This window comes from Dermatophilus sp. B7861-1 (assembly GCF_058996045.1).
Genome location: NZ_CM180082.1, coordinates 2,564,981 through 2,584,660 on the forward strand (window position 1 = coordinate 2,564,981; position 19,680 = coordinate 2,584,660).

15 protein-coding genes are annotated in these 19,680 nt (G+C 58.6%); 5 read left to right on the forward strand and 10 right to left on the reverse strand.

Annotated elements, in window-relative coordinates; translation table 11 throughout:
• Window positions 1-231 precede the first annotated feature (231 nt).
• The gene (gene cysE / locus AC2T9U_RS11330) at window positions 232-1,098 is read left to right on the forward strand and encodes a serine O-acetyltransferase (protein WP_208304218.1); all 867 of its coding nucleotides are present in this window, start codon (window positions 232-234) and stop codon (window positions 1,096-1,098) included.
• A gap of 71 nt (window positions 1,099-1,169) precedes the next feature.
• Here cysE and AC2T9U_RS11335 read toward each other — a convergent pair whose 3' ends face one another.
• Window positions 1,170-1,913, reverse strand: a complete 744-nt coding sequence (locus tag AC2T9U_RS11335) for a chymotrypsin family serine protease (protein ID WP_493696160.1) — start codon at window positions 1,911-1,913, stop codon at window positions 1,170-1,172.
• Between the two features lie 316 nt (window positions 1,914-2,229).
• Here AC2T9U_RS11335 and AC2T9U_RS11340 point away from each other — a divergent pair, with 316 nt between their 5' ends.
• Together AC2T9U_RS11340 and AC2T9U_RS11345 are read left to right on the forward strand one after the other, a co-directional pair.
• A complete protein-coding gene (locus AC2T9U_RS11340; RefSeq protein ID WP_493696161.1) occupies window positions 2,230-4,143 on the forward strand; it encodes a heparinase II/III domain-containing protein in 1,914 nt (637 codons plus the stop codon).
• A gap of 438 nt (window positions 4,144-4,581) precedes the next feature.
• A complete protein-coding gene (locus AC2T9U_RS11345) occupies window positions 4,582-4,767 on the forward strand; it encodes a hypothetical protein (RefSeq protein WP_028327460.1) in 186 nt (61 codons plus the stop codon).
• A 71-nt stretch (window positions 4,768-4,838) separates the two neighbouring features.
• Here AC2T9U_RS11345 and AC2T9U_RS11350 read toward each other — a convergent pair whose 3' ends face one another.
• Window positions 4,839-5,072 carry a YbdD/YjiX family protein gene (locus tag AC2T9U_RS11350; protein WP_115032076.1) on the reverse strand — a complete coding sequence of 78 codons (234 nt, stop codon included), beginning with the start codon at window positions 5,070-5,072 and terminating at the stop codon, window positions 4,839-4,841.
• Complete coding sequence (locus AC2T9U_RS11355) at window positions 5,072-7,351, reverse strand: carbon starvation CstA family protein (protein WP_493696162.1); 2,280 nt, start codon at window positions 7,349-7,351, stop codon at window positions 5,072-5,074. Before AC2T9U_RS11355 ends, AC2T9U_RS11350 begins: the two co-directional genes overlap by 1 nt.
• Window positions 7,352-7,570: 219 nt before the next feature.
• On the opposite strand from AC2T9U_RS11355, the gene AC2T9U_RS11360 reads away from it, so the two are divergent.
• Window positions 7,571-8,881 (forward strand): FUSC family protein, encoded by a 1,311-nt coding sequence (locus AC2T9U_RS11360; protein WP_181816127.1) that lies wholly within the window; start codon window positions 7,571-7,573, stop codon window positions 8,879-8,881.
• Window positions 8,882-8,983: 102 nt separating this feature from the next.
• Here the strand turns inward: AC2T9U_RS11360 and AC2T9U_RS11365 are convergent, their stop codons facing one another.
• Window positions 8,984-9,667 carry a phosphatase PAP2 family protein gene (locus AC2T9U_RS11365; protein ID WP_493696163.1) on the reverse strand — a complete coding sequence of 228 codons (684 nt, stop codon included), beginning with the start codon at window positions 9,665-9,667 and terminating at the stop codon, window positions 8,984-8,986.
• Window positions 9,668-9,696: 29 nt separating this feature from the next.
• Window positions 9,697-13,773, reverse strand: a complete 4,077-nt coding sequence (purL, locus tag AC2T9U_RS11370) for a phosphoribosylformylglycinamidine synthase (protein WP_493696164.1) — start codon at window positions 13,771-13,773, stop codon at window positions 9,697-9,699.
• A gap of 25 nt (window positions 13,774-13,798) precedes the next feature.
• On the opposite strand from purL, the gene AC2T9U_RS11375 reads away from it, so the two are divergent.
• Entirely contained in the window at window positions 13,799-14,440 is a 642-nt protein-coding gene (locus AC2T9U_RS11375) for a methylated-DNA--[protein]-cysteine S-methyltransferase (RefSeq protein WP_493696165.1), read from the forward strand.
• On the opposite strand, the gene AC2T9U_RS11380 is transcribed toward AC2T9U_RS11375, so the two are convergent.
• From AC2T9U_RS11380 to AC2T9U_RS11400, 5 genes are all read right to left on the reverse strand, one after another.
• Window positions 14,408-15,277, reverse strand: coding sequence for a PRD domain-containing protein (locus AC2T9U_RS11380; RefSeq protein WP_115032066.1), 870 nt, complete (start codon window positions 15,275-15,277; stop codon window positions 14,408-14,410). The two genes, AC2T9U_RS11375 and AC2T9U_RS11380, sit on opposite strands and share 33 nt — an antisense overlap.
• Before the next feature lie 14 nt (window positions 15,278-15,291).
• Window positions 15,292-15,810: a PTS sugar transporter subunit IIA gene (locus AC2T9U_RS11385; protein WP_208304209.1), complete on the reverse strand. Its 519-nt coding sequence runs from the start codon at window positions 15,808-15,810 to the stop codon at window positions 15,292-15,294.
• Window positions 15,811-16,441: 631 nt separating this feature from the next.
• The gene (locus tag AC2T9U_RS11390) at window positions 16,442-16,909 is read right to left on the reverse strand and encodes a hypothetical protein (protein WP_493696166.1); all 468 of its coding nucleotides are present in this window, start codon (window positions 16,907-16,909) and stop codon (window positions 16,442-16,444) included.
• Window positions 16,906-17,988 (reverse strand): alpha/beta hydrolase, encoded by a 1,083-nt coding sequence (locus AC2T9U_RS11395; protein WP_493696167.1) that lies wholly within the window; start codon window positions 17,986-17,988, stop codon window positions 16,906-16,908. The genes AC2T9U_RS11390 and AC2T9U_RS11395 overlap by 4 nt, the downstream gene beginning before the upstream one ends.
• The gene (locus AC2T9U_RS11400) at window positions 17,985-19,679 is read right to left on the reverse strand and encodes a GMC family oxidoreductase N-terminal domain-containing protein (RefSeq protein WP_493696168.1); all 1,695 of its coding nucleotides are present in this window, start codon (window positions 19,677-19,679) and stop codon (window positions 17,985-17,987) included. The genes AC2T9U_RS11395 and AC2T9U_RS11400 overlap by 4 nt, the downstream gene beginning before the upstream one ends.
• Window position 19,680 lies beyond the last annotated feature (1 nt).

Genomic DNA, 19,680 nt, shown 5'->3' on the forward strand with positions numbered 1-19,680 from the left:
AAATAATTCCGGTGAGGATGCGGTCGTTACCGTGGTAGTCGGTGGTGTGGTTGTTTTCCCGTTGCTAGCCGCCGCGCATCGGGGCCTTCCTAGGGTTGAGGGGTTGGCTGGCCTTGGGGCGGGGGTGGGAAGTTCCGCCCGGTTTTCCACGTTATGGCTTTTGCTTGTGGTTGGGGCGTAGTTCGTGTGATGTGCCTCTCGTGAGGGCTTGTGCGAAAGGGTTGGTGCTGTATGAAGTTGGTGGCTGATGAGCTGGTGTGGGAGCGGATTAGGGCAGAGGCGGCTGCGGATGCGACGGCTGAGCCTGCGCTAGCGGGTTTTCTGCACAATTGCGTGTTGCGGCATGACTCTTTGGAGGCTGCGCTGACCCATTTGTTAGCGACGAAGTTGGAGAACACAGCGATGACGGCGCTAGTGTTGCGGGATTTGATTTCGGCGGCGTTAGCGCAAGGGCCAGGGTTGGTGGAGGCAGTGCTTGCGGATTTGCAGGCGGTGATGTCGCGAGATCCGGCAGCTCGGGGGTATTCAGCTCCGCTTTTGTATTTCAAAGGTTTTCATGCGGTGCAGGCGTATCGGGTGGCGCATTTTTATTGGGTGGAGGGTAGAACTGCATTCGCCCTGTACTTACAGAACCGGATTTCTGAAGTGTTTGCGGTGGATATTCACCCAGGCGCACGCATCGGTAAAGGCGTGATGTTTGACCACGCGACAAGTGTGGTCATCGGTGAGACGGCTGTAGTGGAAGACGACTTCTCGATGCTGCACGAGGTGACGCTGGGCGGAACAGGTAAGGAAGGCGGCGACCGGCACCCGAAGATCGGTCGAGGCGTGATGATCGGAGCGGGCGCAAAGGTATTGGGCAATATTCGGGTAGGTGAGGGCGCGAAAATCGGAGCGGGGTCGGTGGTTTTGCAGGAGGTCGCGCCGCATACAACGGTGGCAGGTGTCCCGGCTAGGCCGGTCTCCTTCCCTCCCTCTGCGTTCCCAGCGTTAGACATGGATCAGTTTTTCGGTGAAGTCCCGCAGGTAGAGGCTGCTTCGGAGAAGGTGTACGAGCTGATCGAGCAGGCTAGTGAGGAGCCTGTAGACAAACCCTGACAACGCTGTTGCGGCCCGGCTCCCTCTGGGCGAGGGGCGCCGGGCCGCAACAGCGTTCGGGGAATTGGGGATTACAGAGCGGACATTCCCCATGTGCGAAGGGCGAGCTTAGCGGGGACCCAACCGATCCACTGACCATCTTCGGTCGATTCAGCAACGATGCCGATAGCTCGGCCGCGGGAGTCCACCACGAGGCCTCCGGAGTCACCCGGGCGTGAACCTACTGTGCCTGCGCTTGCTTTACCGAACACCAGGCCTGCGTCGATCTGCTTACGGGTGATGGGCTGCACAGTGATGCCACAGACAGTTCCAGAGCGGTAACCGTGCTGGCAAACCTTGCTTCCTGCCACTGCGTCGGCAACACCGGTGAGTCGTTTCACCGAGCTGGACCCACCGCGGCTAGACCACACGCTCGCTGCAATGGCACGGGTGGTCCGAACGGCGGCAATGTCGTATTTCGAGGAAACACCGGTGATTTTGCCGATGGGGGTACGGCGGCCGTTGTTCCATGCGGTGTACAGCGTTTCGCCGTATTCACCACAGTGACCAGAAACGATCAGATAGTGCTGGTTACCTTTACGCGCTGGCAGCCCCATGGTGCATTCGTATCCTGCTGACCGCCCGCTACCGGGTTTGGTTGCCTGGCGTGAAAGCGGGGTTCCGGAAATAAGCGCACCGGTAGGTACCCGACGGTCGGCTTTGACAGTGGTCGCTGCTGCGGGTGCGGCGGATGCTGCCGGGGTGGCGACGGGCGCCACGATACCTGCAGCGGTGAATGCGACGGCGGCGGTTGCCGCGATGTAACGGAGATGCATGGCTGACCCTGATCGGTGCGTAGTGAGGTGGGATGTGCAGTGCGACACCGTTTCCAGTACCGCTGTGATGGGGGGAAGTCGCCCTCACAACACCAACCGTATGCGGCACGGAGAGTGTGGGCTAGGGTGCGTCGGTACCACTGTGGACACCATCGCGTCACGGTGCGATTACGACGCCGGTAAACAGGCGAAACTCGCATCGTGTGAGCTGAAAAGTTGTGCTGTCTTAAACGTTTGTATTGGTGCGCTCAGGTGCAAAGTTGTGTGGGCGATAAGGCGTTAAGAATCAGGATCTTACAGCCACGGAAGGCACCTCATGACCACACTTTTTCGCTTGCCACGCCACGTCCGCAAGCGTTCACTGCCAGCTGCCCTCACTGTGGCCATCATCACCTCAGCAGCAACAGCACCTTTCTTAGGCCCTGCGCCCCTGGCATCAGCTACCCAAACACACCTGACTTCGCAATATGTCTCGGCAGCAATGAACTATGACCAGGCAGGAAAGTCCCAACACTACGTATGCCGCTCGTTCGGTTCTCTGCCCTCTCACAACCCAAAAAAGAGCGTAGAAGCCGGCTATTTCTCCTGGCCAGAGACACGCAAAGCCAAAGTCGGTACCGGGCAGAACATCAACTGGAAAGCTGACCCATATAAAGACAAAAGCTGGCGCACCTGGTTCCACTCACTCATGTGGATCGGCTCCCTGGTAGAAGCATCCACGCGCGGCCCAGCCCGATTCCGAGACCCATCCGGTATCGACAAAGCACTTGCCATCACCCAGGACTGGGTGAAAGACAATCCCTCACCATGGCCCACCGGACCTGGAGCAGGTAACGCAACTCACACTCGCGTCGACGCTATAGCTTGCCTACGCGCAGGACTCATCCAACTCAATAAGCCCATCCCCGCATGGCTAGATGCCTCACTGGCACAGCACGCCGAATGGCTGAAGAAAAACACCTGGCCCGACCACAACGTGGGCACCGAGCAGACCCTGGCCGTGATGGGAGTGGGCTGCATGCTGCGCCGCCACGACTACACCAGCTACGCAGCATCAAAACTCGCATCAGAAATCTCCCGCGTTATCGACGCCCAAGGCGCCAACAACGAACAATCCACCGGTTATGCGCGCTGGAACTGGGATATCTGGGGAGATGTTGACGCCGCGATCACCGAATGCGACATCAACACATCCGCAACCCGAACCATCCAAAACAGACGAGCAGCACTGGCGACTTTCCTCGACCACGCCACCAAACCAGACGGCTACCTGACTCAATTGGGAGACACTAAACGTGAAACCGCCGCAACAGGCACACCCGCTCAGGCGTGGATCGCCTCCAACGGCACCCAAGGCGCTCCCCTACCCCAACGGGTCAAGGTCTACAGCGCAGGCTATGCCTTTGGCCGCTCCGGGTGGGGAACACCCGCAGGATCCCCAGGACGTCGCCCTGCCCAGGAAGCCATGTACGCCCTGCGGTTCGGCCCCAGAAGAGCTGGTCACGGCCACAACGACCACACTTCATTCACCTGGAACAGCAACGGCCGAGAAATCCTAGGAGACCCAGGAACCGGACGCTACGAAGACGACGCCTGGCGTGACTTCTACACCGGACCAGCAGCACACAATCAGCTCGTCGTCACAAACATGAAAACCGCACCGATCACACAGTTGAGGAAAACTTCCATCACCACTGGGGCTGACTATTACCGCCTGAACGATGCTCCCCTCAACGGCGTGAAACGACAACGTGACGTGATCTTCTTGTCCGACCCCGACATCGTCATCACCGTGGACACTGCCACCGCACCGAAGGCAACATCATTCGCACAGATGTGGCACTTCCCTGCCGGTCAAAAAGTGTCACTACGAGGGAACACAGCAACCGCAATCACCCCCAACGTGGCTGGCAAGACCACCATGCTCACCCTGCCCGCTCCTGGTGCTTCCAGCACGAAAAACACGATCGTTGCAGGGAAAACTCGACCGATTCAGGGCTGGATGTGGAAAAACCACTTCAGCCGATCGGCAGCGCCAGTTATCTCTCGGACCTTGTCTGGACGCAGCGCACGCATTGCTACAGCCTTTGTCTCCTCAGGAAGCAACGACCGCGTGAGCATGAGCGTCACCACCAGCGGAACTACAACGATCTACACGTTTCAGGTAGGTCGACGCACCGCTGGGGTAGCACTGAGTGCGGATGGAACTCTCTCAAGACTGCCCAGATGAACTACCCAACACTGTTATCCACCAAAACACTTCCATTTGCCTGAATCATCACGTAACATAGGGGGATTATCTAGCGCCCCCTTACTGCGTGGCGCCGCGGCACACTACCCCTCCGGAGCAGTACAAAACCGTTCACTCCGGCTCAGCCCGCTCACGGGCCCCACCGAAAGGAGCCCGTTCGCCATGAGGCACACCCCTCACCACCCACGCCGAACCGGCGCATCCTTTCCCCTCCGGCACAAGCATCACCGCATCACCATGCCCGCAGCCTCAGGGCACCCCTGCCCCACGCACTCAGGCACCACCTAACGACAAACACCGCCCCCAGCGCCCAGAGGCAACACCAACACTGCGGCACAGCCGCACCACATCTGTTCATTAAAGAACGGGAGAGGCTCTCTCACCGGCCCCCTCCCATACGAGAAAGGGTGACCCATCATGAATCTCCTTACTTCTCGCAAAAACGCGCCAGCCCTACTCATCATCGGACTGGCGCTTGCCGCCCTCATGTGGGCTGCAGGGGGCACATTCGCCCCCTTGATCCCGTTGCTGTTCTCCCTCGTCATGGCTTACAGCCTCGCCGCTGGCGAACGAGGAGACATCCAGCGACAGCTCAACAGCTAACTCAAGAGTGGGTGGGCAAACACCAGTTGGTGTTTGCCCACCCACTCTTGAGTAACACTGAGCACGCTGCCTCAACAGCACCGAGCACCAGGGTTGCGCTCACAATCGCGGTAGTAACGATCCCAAAATTCCCGCTCACTCATCGGCTCACAACCCGGATGCAATCGGCGGTGATGCGCTAGGTAATGCTCGTACTTATCTGCGCCAAGAATCGACTTCCACGACTTCCACGCCAGACGTCCTGCCACACGCACCCTGCCACACACATCACGCACGACAGAACCTCCAACACAAAGACCAACCATCAATGACCCGCCTGGTGGGCCGCAGCAATATCAGGGTGTTTTTCGAAATACCCCTGCCACTGCTTCTCCAGCTCTTTCTCCAGCGGAGTCGCAACAAACCCCGACGGCGCAAACACTTCGGAAGCAACTACAGGATCCTCCGTATTAAGCACTGACTTGCCGCGAATAGCCTGCACAGTCCGCCACACCGCCATCACGATGACAATCACAGCCAACACTACGAACAAGATCGACAACGAACCCTGCACGAACGTGTTCCGCACAACCGCTTCCATCGCCTCCACAGACTTAGCTGTGCCTAACTGAGTCTTACCTGCCGCCAGCGCAGAAGCGAAAGCATTGTGCTGTGCCCAGTAACCGATAGAGGGCACGGGGCTGAAAATCTTGTAGATCGAACCAGTGATCGTCACAGCCGCAGCAAAAGCAAGCGGAATAGCAATGATCCACAAATGCCGCTTGCGGCCCATGTGAGCACCGATCGCCAGGCATACAGCCAACGCCATCGCCGCGAGCAACTGGTTCGCGATACCGAACAGCGGGAAGAACGTGTTGATACCACCCAGAGGATCGTGAACCCCCAAAAGAAGAATCGATCCCCAACCAGCAACCATCGCTGCTGTGCAGAACCATTTCCCGAAAGACCAGTCAAGATCTTTGAAACGCGGCCACACATTACCCAGAGTGTCCTGCAGCATGAACCGTGCCACACGGGTGCCTGCGTCAACACTGGTCAAAATGAATAGCGCCTCGAACATGATCGCAAAGTGGTACCAGAACCCCATCATGTTCGACCCGCCAAGGAACTGGTGCATGATCTGCGCCAACCCGATAGCCATCGTTGGAGCGCCACCAGTACGAGAAACAACCGAAGGCTCACCAACAGCCTGAGCCGTCGCGGCAAGAGCATCAGCACTGGTGGAAACACCCATCAGGCCCAAAGAGTTAACAAATGCAGCCGCGCCTTCAACTGTTCCCTGGGTGACAGCCGGTGAAGAGTTCATAGCAAAGTACAGACCGCGATCAATCGAAACCGCACAGACAAGCGCCATGATCGCAACAAACGACTCGGCCAGCATGCCGCCGTAACCCACCATGCGCGCCTGGCGTTCCTTCTCCAACAGCTTTGGTGTTGTTCCCGAGGCGATCGTGGCGTGGAAACCTGACAACGCACCACAAGCAATCGTGACAAACAAGAACGGGAACAGCGAACCGGAGAACACCGGGCCGTTATCGCGGAACGCGAGCTCACTAAAAGCAGGCGTGGCGATCTCAGGACGCACCACGACAATGCCAATGGCCAGCAACGCAATCGTGCCGATCTTCATGAACGTGGAGAGGTAGTCTCGCGGAGTCAACAGAATCCAAACCGGCAAAACGGCAGCCACAAATCCGTAGATGATGACCGCCCACGCCAACGTGCCCCGAGAAATGTGGAAAATCTCAGCCAGACCTGGGTTGGCGTTGATCCAGCCACCAGCGATGATCGAGGCCAACAGCAACACCACGCCAATAAGGGACACTTCACCCACCTTGCCGGGACGCAAGTAGCGCATGTACACGCCCATAAACAGCGCAATCGGGATGGTCATCCCCACACTGAAAACACCCCACGGTGAATCGCCCAGAGAGTTCACAACCACCAGCGCGAGGATCGCGATGATGATGAGCATGATCGCCAACGTGGCCAGCAGAGCAGCTGCACCACCAATTGGCCCCAGCTCATCCTTAGCCATCTGGCCAATGGAACGGCCGCCACGACGCATCGAGAAGAACAACACGAGGTAGTCCTGAACCGCTCCAGCCAAGATCACACCAACGATGATCCAGATCGTGCTAGGCAGGTACCCCATCTGCGCAGCCAAAATCGGCCCTACCAGCGGACCAGCACCTGCGATAGCCGCAAAGTGGTGCCCGAACAGCACTCGACGGTCCGTGCGGACAAAATCCTTACCATCAGCGGCATATTCAGCCGGAGTGGCTCGAGAATCATCCGGACGCAACAGCTTGTCTTCGATGTACTTTGCATAAAACCGATACGCGATTGCGTAAGTACACAGCGAAGCAAACACGAACCAAATCGCGTTCACCGTCTCGCCACGCACAAACGCGAGCATCACCCACGCCACGCCACCAAGCAGCGAAATCATCGCCCACGTCGCGATCTTTTTAACCGGCCACGCACGCTCATGTGCCTCACGCGCCGCCGGATCCACTTCCACTGGAGGTGGACCAGTTTCAGGAGCAAGCACCCCGGCATTTTCGGACTGGCTAGTGCCCATAAGTTCCCCCGTTCTGCGCCCCTAGGAGCAAATGGTCTGACAATTGCAACCAGACTGCCATTGCTGAACGCTGCCTGGAAACAAAACACAGATGTGTTTCACACCGCACCATCACCGCAGGTCAACCACCACCACTTGGCCATACAATCCGAGTCCCTCCACAGAGGATCCACACACCCCAGATGGAACACACACCCAGCACGCGCGAAAATACTTCTCATGCTCCGATTCGCACCACGCAACGTCATACGCAGCAGTGGTCGCTGGATCGACCACTCAGCCGAACTTTCACGCCGACAAGCTAAACAGCGAGCCCGCGAAGTACGCGCCAAAATCTCATTTATCGCGCAATGCTCCATCGCCGCTGGCGCCACCTACCTCATTGCTAAACACGTCTTTAACGTCGCCGTACCCCTCTACGCCCCCGTAGCCGCGATCCTCACCCTCGGCATGAGCTACGGCAAACGATTCAGCCGCGCCGCCGAAGTCACCATTGGCGTAGCCATCGGCACCCTCGTCGGTGAACTTTTCTTCATGACCGTCGGAATGGGAGCCTGGCAAGTCTGCGCCATCGTTGCCATTGCCATGGTGCTCGCCTCTGCCTTCGGCGCATCCACCCTCATGATCAACCAGGCAGGAATCCAAGGGCTCATCATCGCCATGCTCGCCGGCTCAACCACCCCAGCCGGACGCTGGAGCGAAGCCCTCATCGGCGCATCCATCGGTCTGCTCTTCGCAGGCATCGTCCCCAGCTCCGTGTTCCGCAGACCCAACTCCCACGCATCACTTCTGCTCGAACGCCTCGGCAGCCTCCTACTTAGCAGCGTCAAAACCATCCGCACCGCCGATCGAAACGCAGCCGAAGACGTCCTCGAAGAAGCCCGTGCCATGGAAAAAGACCTCACCACGCTACGCGGATTCGCCGCCGACTCCCTCGAAATCACCACAATCCTGCCCTGGTACCGCTCCCGACACGAAGAAATGAAAACCATCGCTGACGCACTCGAACCCATGGATCGCGCCGTCCGCAACGCCCGCGTCCTCGTACGCCGCGGCACTATCTCGGTCCAAATGGGCGAAGAAATTCCCGAAGAATACGTCCAACTCATGATTGAACTAGCCCGCATCTCCGACGACCTCGCTCTCTGCTTCGGTAAAGGCGGCTCCCGCGAAAACGTCCAATCCACCATGTGGGACCTCTCGCGCCGCACCGCACGCCCCGTAGCCGAAGCCCCCCTGTCTGCCGAAGTCATGCGCGCCCAAGTCCGCTCAATCATCGTTGACTACTACATGATCCTTGGCACCTCACTAGAAGATGCACGCCGCCTCGTCCGTGAAGCCGACGAAAAATACGCTGAAGAGGCACAAGCCGCCATCGGTAGCATCCTCGATGACCTAGAACCCGAAACCGGCGCCCTACCCGCCTGCGAATTCACCTACACCGGAATCATTCCCGTCATCCCCACCACCGAACCGCCCAACCCCAAAACTCCGAACACCCCACCAACAAGCCCACACCACCCCTCTTAAACCAACTCCCGCCACACGATTAACAACCTCAACCACCACCCACAAACGACAGATAAGCCACCCCTTCCACACAGATCCCACTCCACCCCAAGATTTTTCTACCTACCGACGAGCACTAACCGTCGAGTAAAAAATCCACGTCGCAACACCACCAAAAACTACCCCAGCACATACATCCATCGGGAAATGCACCCCCAGCATCACCCGATCCACCACTGTCACCACCACAAAAATCACCCCACCGACCAACACACCAACACGCCCCATCCAGCCCAAAAACGGCCACAACACAAACACAAAACCACACACCACAGCAGTCGCATTCGCTGCATGGCCACTAGGAAAAGAAAAGCCCTCCGCACACCACACCGGCGGCTCCACCACCGGCCGCGGCCTAGCCACCACCCACTTCACAACCACAGCCAATAACCACGCCCACATCATTCCCACAACGCCACACCCAACACGATGCCCCACCCCAACAACCCCAGCCCGACGCCACCACCACCACAACACCCCCAAAACCACCAACCCACACGCATAAACACGCCACGGCTCACTCAGCCACTGCCACGCCACAAAAAACTCACGCATAACAGCATGCGAACGAACCGCATCTGTCCCCGCCCTAACAAACCCCTCATCAACACCGCGCGCAACCTTGGCCGCAAACGAATCGCCCACAGCCTCAAAACGAAGAACACCCCACCCGATCAGCGCAAAAACAACAGCCCACACCAACGAAAAGAAAAGGCCGTGCAGGACCACCACCAAGGAGCCCTGCACCGCCCTTTCACCAAAACAAACGCGACGAATCACCCGATGTGAGCCCGCGCATTCCGGAACAACCTCATCCACGGACTCGTGCCCTCAACAGGCTGATCCGTCCACGAGAACTGCACATTCCGAGCTACCCGCTCCGGGTGAGGCATCATCGCAGTGAAACGCCCATCAGGGGTAGTCACCGCAGTCAGACCCTCCACTGAGCCATTCGGGTTAGCGGGATAAGAAACAGCCGGTGCACCACTAGCATCCGTGTACCGCATCACACGCACCACCTCGGCAGCATCACCACGCACCGAGAAATCAGCACGCCCCTCACCATGAGCCACCACAATCGGCAAACTCGAACCAGCCATGCCCGCAAAGAAAATCGATGGCGAATCCAACACCTCGATTTGAGCAAGACGCGCCTCATACTGCTCAGAAAGATTCCGAGAAAAACGCGGCCACGCCTGCGCACCCGGAATAAGGTCAGCCAACGCCGCAAACATCTGACATCCGTTGCAAATACCCAAACCAAAAGTGTCCGGACGAGCAAAGAAGTCAGTGAAAATCTCAAGCAAATGAGGGTTGTACAGCACCGAACGCGCCCAGCCCTCACCAGCACCCAGCGTGTCTCCATAAGAGAATCCACCTGCAGCAACCAAACCAACCATGCTCGACAGGTCAATCCGCCCCGTCTGCAGATCAGTCATGTGCACGTCAAACGTGTCAAAACCGGCCTGATCAAACGCCCACGCCGTCTCCACATGAGAGTTCACGCCCTGCTCACGCAACACAGCAAGACGTGGACGCGCCCCAGCGTTATAGAACGGCGCAGCAACATCATCATTGGGATCAAACGTCGGAGCAACCGAAAGCTCAGTAACACCCTCACGTTTACCAGCCAACGCCGCCGTAAAAGCCTCATGCTCCTGACGCGCACACTCAGGGTTATCGCGCAGCTGACTAATCCGAACAGACGTCTCATCCCAGGCCGCACCCAGATCAGCCAAAGCCTCATCCATGACCTTCGCACCATCAATAACAACCTGAACACGCCGGTCACCACGCGTAGTACCAATACGATGCGTGATCTCACCCAGCCCGTGAGCAGCCAGAATAGCCTCAGCCTTACCTGCCCGTTCAGAAGGAATGCCAAGCACAACCCCAAGCTCTTCAGTGAAAAGCGTCGCCACATCCGGCACATCGAGAGTCAACCCCGTGCTGCCAGCAAAACCCATCTCAACCGTGGCAGCCCACAAACCACCATCAGAACGGTCGTGGTAAGCCACAATCACTCCCGCTTCCCGCAACGCAGTCATCGCCCGCGTCAGGGCAACAAGATGAGACGGCCTCACCACATCAGGCGTAGCCCCCCCGAAAACACCATTGACCTGAGCAAACATCGAACCACCCAAACGACGCTCGCCCTCACCCAAATCAACAAGCAAAAGCGTCGTCTCACGATTCTTCGGCAAAGCCGGAGTAAGCGTGCCACGCACATCCGACAACGACGCAAACGCAGAAATAACCAAAGAGACCGGGGACGTAACCTTGCACGTCTCCCCCGTAACCTCATCAGTCCACTGCGTACGCATAGACAACGAATCCTTGCCAACCGGCACACCAATCCCCAGCTCAGGAAGCAAATCCATCGCCACAGCACGAACCGTGTCATACAGCGCTGCGTCTTCACCCTCCTCACCAGCAGCAGCCATCCAGTTAGCCGAAATCTTCACACTCTCAAGTGACTCAACCGGAGCAGCCAGCAAATTCGTGATGGCCTCACCCACAGCCAAACGACCAGAAGCAGGAGCATTCACCGCCGCAACCGGCATCCGCTCCCCCGAACTCATCGCCTGACCCGCGAAAGAGAAATGATCAGACAACGTCACCGCAACATCAGCAACAGGAACCTGGTGAGGCCCAACCATCTGGTCACGATGCGAAAAACCACCCACCGTGCGGTCACCAATAGTGATCAAGAAACGCTTACTGGCCACCGACGGATGCCGCAACACCGCATACGCAGCATCCCGAAGAGCCCCAGCACCCTTCTTCGACCCGTGGAACGCAGCCACATCCAAACGAGGCGTACTCCGCCTCACCCGAGCCACATCACGTGTCATCTTCGGTGCCTTACCCAACAACACCTCAAGAGGCATATCAATCGGCGCATCCGCACCGCTCTCAACCGCGCCGTCACCCCCAGCCTCAGCACAGAGCACATCCGCAGCTTCCAACACCAACCGGCCATCATCAGTAGCCGCACCAACAACAGCGAACGGACACCGCTCACGCTCAGCAATTTCACGGAACATAGGCAACGACTCCGGCGCAATCGCCAACACGTACCGTTCCTGCGACTCGTTACACCAAATCTCCGCCGGCGTCAGACCACTTTCCTCTACCGGAACCGCACGAATATCGAACCGCGCCCCTCGACCGGCATCACTAACCAGCTCAGGAAAAGCATTAGACAAACCACCGGCACCAACATCGTGAATCGCCAAAATCGGGTTCCCCGACCCCAACGACCAACACGCGTTAATCACTTCCTGCGCACGACGCTCCATCTCCGGGTTACCACGCTGAACAGAATCAAAGTCCAAATCAGCAGCATTCGTCCCCGCAGCCATCGAACTGGCAGCGCCACCACCCATACCAATACGCATACCCGGCCCACCCAGCTGAACCAAAAGCGAACCAGCCTCAAACGGAACCTTCTCCGTCTGACCAGCATCAATAGAGCCCAAACCACCAGCAGACATGATCGGCTTGTGATAGCCACGGCGCACCCCATCCACCGTCTGCTCATACACACGGAAAAAGCCACCCAAACCTGGGCGTCCAAACTCATTGTTGAACGCAGCCGCACCAATCGGCGCCTCAATCATGATGTCCAACGGAGAAGCCACATGCGCCGGGAAACGACGGCGCCCCTGCTCATCACAATCACCCACCTCCCATGGCTCATTCGTACCCGGAAGATGCAGATTCGACACCACAAACCCAGTCAGCCCCGCCTTCGGCGCCGAACCCCGACCCGTAGCACCCTCATCACGAATCTCACCACCAGCACCCGTAGCAGCACCCGGGAACGGTGAAATCGCCGTCGGGTGATTATGCGTCTCCACCTTCATCAACACATGCACATCACCCATACGGCCCGAATACTTATGTGCCTCACCCTGAGCATCAGTAACCGCAGGCAACCACCGAGTAACCTCCCCACCAGCCATAATCGCGGCATTATCCTTATACGCCACAATCGTGTTCTGGCCATTCATCTTCTCGGTGTGCCGAATCATCCCGAACAGCGACAAATCCTGACGCTGCCCATCAATCACAAAATCAGCATTAAAAATCTTGTGACGGCAATGCTCCGAATTCGCCTGCGCGAACATCATCAACTCAACATCACTCGGATTACGCCCCAACCCCACAAACGCGTCCACCAAGTAATCAATCTCATCATCAGAAAGCGCCAACCCCAGCGCCGTGTTCGCCTCCACCAACGAATCACGCCCCAGACCCAACACATCAACCCGCCCCAAATCGGCAGGCTCACGCTCAGCAAACACCAACCTCGCCTCATCCACCCCCCGCAAAACCGTCTCCGTCATACGGTCATGCAACACCCCAGCAGCATCAACCCACTGCTCATCAGCCAAACCAGCCTCTGCACCCACCCCACTCAACGTCAAAACAAACTGAGTCACCCGCTCCACACGGTGAATAGCAATCCCGCAGTTGTGCACGATATCCGTGGCCTTACTCGCCCACGGCGAAATAGTTCCAAACCGCGGCGCCACAACCACACCAACCCGGCCCTCACCCACTGATGGCCCTGAATACGCATCCCCGTACTCAAGAATCGACGCCAACCGCTCACAACCCGCCTCATCCAACGGCAAATCAGAAGCCACCACATGCACAAACTGCGCATCAACACCAACAATGCGCTCATCAACATTACGCAAACGGCGAAGCAGCGCAGCTGCCCGAAAATCAGAAAGCGCCGACCCACCAGGAATAAAAGTAACTTCATACACAGGATCAGAACTTCCCTCCAACGCAGAGCCAGCGCTCAACAATGATGCGGAAGGAACAGACGGCGAAGACATGCTGCGGCCTTTCTCGGGTGCGGTGATGACCGACACACCCAGGCTACCCGGACTAGCATGCCACTTCGCCCGCCCCTACCAACCACCCCGACCCCACCAGCACACTGACACCATGACCACTCACCACTTCACCTACATAACCATCAACACCCCCATCGGCGAACTACTCATCGCACAAGCCCAAGAACGCATCATCTACATCGCCTTCGGCAGCGAAAACCACACCACCGCCCTCACCCGCATTACCGACACCACCGGCCCCGGCACACATCACGAAACACCCATCCTCCACACCGCCAGAACCCAACTCACCGAATACTTCACCGGCACACGCCACCACTTCACCCTCCCCCTAGACCACCGCATGAGCACGCCCTTCCGACGCACCATCCAAACTCACCTCACCACCATCCCCTACGGAACCACCCTCACCTACACCCAACTCGCCACCCAAGCAGGACACCCCACAGCTATCCGCGCCGCAGCCACCGCATGCGCTACCAACCCGCTACCTCTCCTCCTGCCCTGTCACCGCATCATCCGCGCCAACGGCAACCCCGGACAGTACCGAGGCGGCACCGAAGCCAAAAAATGGCTTCTCACACACGAAAAAACCACCCCAACCACGCCCAACTCACCCACCAGAACCTGGACGTTCCATCCCTAACTCCGCATACAAACGCACCGTATGCAACACCAAATAACCCACCTCTCCCTCAGTCAGAGACACCCCCAACGCCTCCTCTACCAACTCACGTAACCCCAACGCAGCCCGCACCGCCTCCGGCGAACGCGCCCGCACCGGCGCCAACAAATCCACACCCACATCATCTAACTGCCGGCTCTCCAAAGCCCGCACAAATAAATAACGCATATGCGTCACAAACCGAGCAGCATTCATCGAGTTCTCGTCAATTGCCCTCCCCCACGACTCCTCCAATAGCGAGAACGACCGCCGAATCGTTTCAGTCATGCTCAACGTCCGACTCAAATCACCACCAGCCCACCGATGATTCACAAAGTGCAAAGCAAACGCCACCCACTCGTCTTCCTGTAACACCACCCCCAGGCGCGCATTCGCCAAATGCATCGCCTCACGGCCTGCCGCGCTCTCCTCCGGAAACACATGCCCAACCTCCCACCGCAACGGGAAGTCGACCGTGATACCCATCTTCACTCGCTTCACCGCAACCGACAGGTGGTCCAGCACTGGCAACAACAGCGCCTGCCCTACCGAAAGCCCCAACGCATCTCTACCGATGGCGACGATGGCACGCGCAACCTCTGTCTCTTCCATCGTCGCCCCGCTGAGCACATCGGCAACACGCGCCGCCTTATATGGCAGCTCCTCAACGAAACGCTGTACCCCCTCGGTGTCAACCTCATCGCCTGGCTTACGCCCAAATCCAATGCCTTTACCGAGAAGAACAACCTCCGCGCCATCCTCAACGCCGAGGACGACATTGTTGTTGTAAACCCGCCGAACTGTTACCTGTGACCCCATCGGTAGAGAACGCCTCAGTTCGACACGATGACTGCAACAGCACCATCGTTCGCAGCGCTCAAATTGCGTCCTGTCATTGTGAAACGGTCACCGTTTGTCACAACTACGGGCGTAATCATCGATGGAACCTTTGCCTCCTGTGACCTAAGGTCACAGGAGATGATCGGTTCCCCAGCTTGCACCCACCGCCCAGCCTGAGCATGCGCCGTAAATCCCTCACCTTTAAGACCCACTGTGTCGATACCGATGTGAACCAATACTTCTGCACCAGCGTCCGTGCGAATCGCAAACGCGTGCATGGTCTCAGCTACCAGCACAAGCTCACCTGCCACCGGAGCACGGAACACACCCTCATCCGGAAGAACTGCGAAGCCATCTCCCATAATTTTTTGAGCGAATACGGGGTCCGGCACCTCCGTGATATCAACAGCTCGGCCTTGTACCGGCCGATATAAAGCTTCATGCGCAACGTGCGGCTCCATGTGCGTCTCTCCGACGATCTGTCGTTTCCATTTACGCAGCAGGTCCAACATTTGTCTGTCCTTTCTCAGGCTCAGTCATCGAAACTGAGCGCATTCGTGAATGCTTTAGCGCTTTCGGGATTACGGCGTAGCTGATGTGTTCCTTGGCCACGTCCTCACATACGGCGTCGACACAGAGCAACATGAGCTGCTCATGATCGATGAATGCGATAAACAGATTTTCGGGGCGAGATAAAGCGCTCAGGGATGTGATCGCTCGTGTGGAGATGGGTGCACATTGTTGGTCCTTGAAGCCGCGGCGTAAGAGCCAGCTCTGGGGCTTAAAAATCAGGCGCGATATGAACGCACTGTGTGAGGTGTTGTGAAGGGGGCATCGACTCCCGCGAGGTGGGGCGTTGCCATGCGCGATGAGGGGGTGAAACGCCTGCTTCTGCTCATCCCAGGGATGTGCCTATTGCCTGGGCGGGATCGCAGTCAGGGGTGGTGACACCTGCAGAGTGGCGGAGCAGTACGGGGGACATGTTTCCTCGGCGACGTTGACGACGTTAATCGGGCAGCACGGCTCGATTGCGCGCCTCAGGTTTTGCCGAAAGTTACAAGCCTGATAACGAGCGATAGTTCGTGTATGACGCTACTACAAACAGGCTCGCGTGGTGACAAATTTTTCGGGTTGAAAATACTGTCAGCGAATGACGCGGGTGAGAAATCCGAGAATGAATCTCGGTACTGCACCGTGAAGTGAACAAAGTTGGGGCAGAAGGTCGCTGACGTGAACGCGTGCGGTCCCGGTAGAAATTCTGGTCCCGTTCTGTGTGGCTTCAAGAGTGATGGTGGTCGTGGATTTCCACACACGCAGGGGGTTAGGCAGGAGCCGGCGGGTAGCTCGTAGCGTTTTGACACCGTGAAGTTCGACTGGCCCGTTTAGGTCGGCTACGTCGAGTCGATAACGCATTACACGGGCGTTGCCTTCGCGGGCGAGGATGGTGACATCTCCTCCGGTGATGGGACCGGAGAAACCTGGGCCAGTTGCTTTCCCACTTTCAATGATTCCGGTGAACCCTTGGTCATGGTTTTCGGGGTGGTTGAGGCGAACGCGCAAGTGGCAGAGGTCGAACCCTTGTCCGCGCATGGTTTCTGTGAAGGTGGTCACCGACATGCTGTGGTCACTTCCGTGGGTGTGGGGGTTGAGTTGCTGGTGCGGGTAGCAGCAGTAGCGAGGGTGAGAGTTTTGGCGATGAAGTTGGTGATGTGGTGATTGGCGGCTGGTCCGATTGGCCAGGCTTCGATGTCAACGCCATGGCGAGCACCGTGGCAGGTTCGGAAGGTGATGTTGGCACCGGTCTTTTTAGCTACACCTGTAGCCCACGTGGCAACTTTTTTAGCGTCGATATAGCGGTCGTGTTCGGGGTCGGATCCGATGATGAGCGTAGGTAGCCCGACCGGAAGGGGGTGTGCTGCAGCAATGGTGGCTTCGGTGAGAAGTCGGGTGGCGAAGAGAGGGTTATAGAAGGGTGATGCGGGTGTGGGTGGGGCGGCTACGGGAGCGTCTGTGTCGTGGGTGAGGGTGCGTGCTCGAGCGATGCCGTCGCCTCCGACGAAGGGCAGAGGGGCGACGGCGGGGGTTTCGAGGATAAGTGCGCGAATGGGGCGGGAGAATCGATGTAGGCGGGTTGGTTCTTGTGCGATGCGGGTGGCGATGAGTCCGCCGAAGGACCATCCGGAGAGGATGAGTGGGTGTTTGGTGTGGGTGGCGTGTTCGACTCGGGCTGTGAGTTCGGTGAGGTCGTCGATGCTCCAGCGGTCAATGGGAGCTAGGCGGGATTTGCCGTGGGAGGGCAGGTCGTAGGAGATGACGCGCATGCCGCGTTGCGCGAGGCTGGTGAAGAGTGCGCGGTGGTTGTCGAGTCGGTCGGCGTGGCCGTGGATGAAGAGAACATCGGCGACGGCTGGAATGGTGGGTTCGAGGACACCGACGCGGGTGGTTCCGCCGCCAGCAAGGTCGCCTATGTCGAGTTGGCGGGTGTGTAATCCGGGGACGGTGGTAGAAGGTGTCCAAGAGGGGTCGTGCCAGGGGGCGACTGATGCCGGTGGCATGTCGGTTTTTGCGTTGGCTGGGCTGCGCAGGTCGCGGGCGTCGAGAAGGATTGTGGCGATGATGGAGATGATGAGGGCGAGGACGAGGAAGCTGCCGCGTAGGCAGTTGCGTATGGCGTTGAGGAAGGTGTTCATGGGGTCTCGTTCTCGTGGTGGAGGAGGCGTTCGGCTGCGCGTTCTGCGAGTGCAGCGATAGTGAGTGCGGGGTTGGCGCCCAGGGATGTTGGGCTGGCTGCACCGTCGATGACGTAGAGGCCGGGGTGAACGGCGGTACCTGTGGTGTTGCCGTGTCCTGTGTAGACGCGGTGGTCGCGGTCGATGACGCCTGTATCGACGTTGGGCCCCATGGCTGCTCCGCCAAGGGCGTGGACTGTGACGGGGGATTGTGCGGGGATTCCGCTGCGTCGGACGAGGTGTCGAGGGTTGGAGATGTGGATGGATTCTCCGGTTTCGCTTAGGTGGGCGAAGTCGTCTTGTTGTTGGCGGTAGATGTTTTGGCGGTGGGCGTCGGGCCAGTGGACGGTGGGTTCGCCGCGGGGTCCGAGTCGGACGGTGCCGTTGGCTTCGTCTGTTCCCATTGCTAGCCAGAGTTGAGAGTGTTCGATGGCGCTGCAGCCGGGTGGGCATCCGCCAGGGCGTAGGTCGCAGTAGATGCGTTCGTCTCCGCTGAGGGCAAAGCGTCCAGCGAGGAGGCGGCGCAACATGGTTGCGATGGGGTATGGGATGACTGCGTCTTGGATGAGGTGGCCGTGGGCACCGTTTCGGCGGTCGATCATGCGGGCGATAGTGGGGCCGTATTCGCTGTCAGGGGCGAATTGGTCGCGGGCACCGATTCCTGCTTGGCGGGTGATACCTGCGTTGTAGGAGAGGGCGAGGGAGTCGGCATTGCCGGAGAATCGGTGTCCGAGGTTGGGTGAGAGGGCGAGGCCAGCGGCGGAGCTGCGTAGGAGCAGGGCGGTGGTTCCTAGTGCTCCGGCGGAGAGGATGACGGTGGTGCAGTCGAGGGTGAAGGGTGTGCGTTCGTAGTGGGCGCCGACGTAGTTGAGGCGCCATCCGCGTAGGCGCCAGCGATGGTGGGGGTTGGGTGAGGGTTCGATGGTGCGGACTTCGGTGCGGGTGACGATGCGGGCGCCTGCGCTGTGGGCTAGGGGTAGGTAGCTGGCTCGCATGGTGGTTTTTGCGCCAACGTTGCATCCGGTGACGCAGTTTCCGCAGTGTGTGCAGGTGTTTTGTTGGATTCCGTGGGGGTTGGGTTCGTTGGGGCGGGTGAGGTTGACGGCTACGGGGACGGGTTTGACGGGGAGTTTGTGGTGGTGGGCTAGGCCGGTGAGGGGTTCGACGTGTTTGGGGGCTCGTTGGACGTGTTCGGGGCGGAGCATGGCTCGGACTCGCCCGATGTAGGGGGTGAGGGTGCGTAGGTTGATGCCTTCGGGCCAGTGGGGGTCGTTGAAGACTTCTGGTTCTGGGGGGAGCATGACGTTGGCGTAGATGAGGGATCCGCCGCCGAGACCGTTGGCGATGAGGCGGTCTACGTCTAGGCCTAGGGCGAGGTCGAATAGGCCCATGGGGTTGTGGCGGGTGCGGATGTTGCGGCGGACGCTGGCGAAGTCGTCGGGGAATTCGCCGGGTATCCATTCGCGGCCACGTTCGAGTAGAAGGATGTCTTTTCCTGCTTGGGCTAGGCGTGCGGCGGCGACGGAGCCACCGAATCCGGAGCCGATGATGACGGTGTCGGCGTCGGTGGGGAGGTGTTCGGTTTCGAGTCGTGGCCAGGTGGGGTGGGGGCCGGTGGTGTGTGTGTTGGGTGTTGTTGGTGTTGTGGTCATG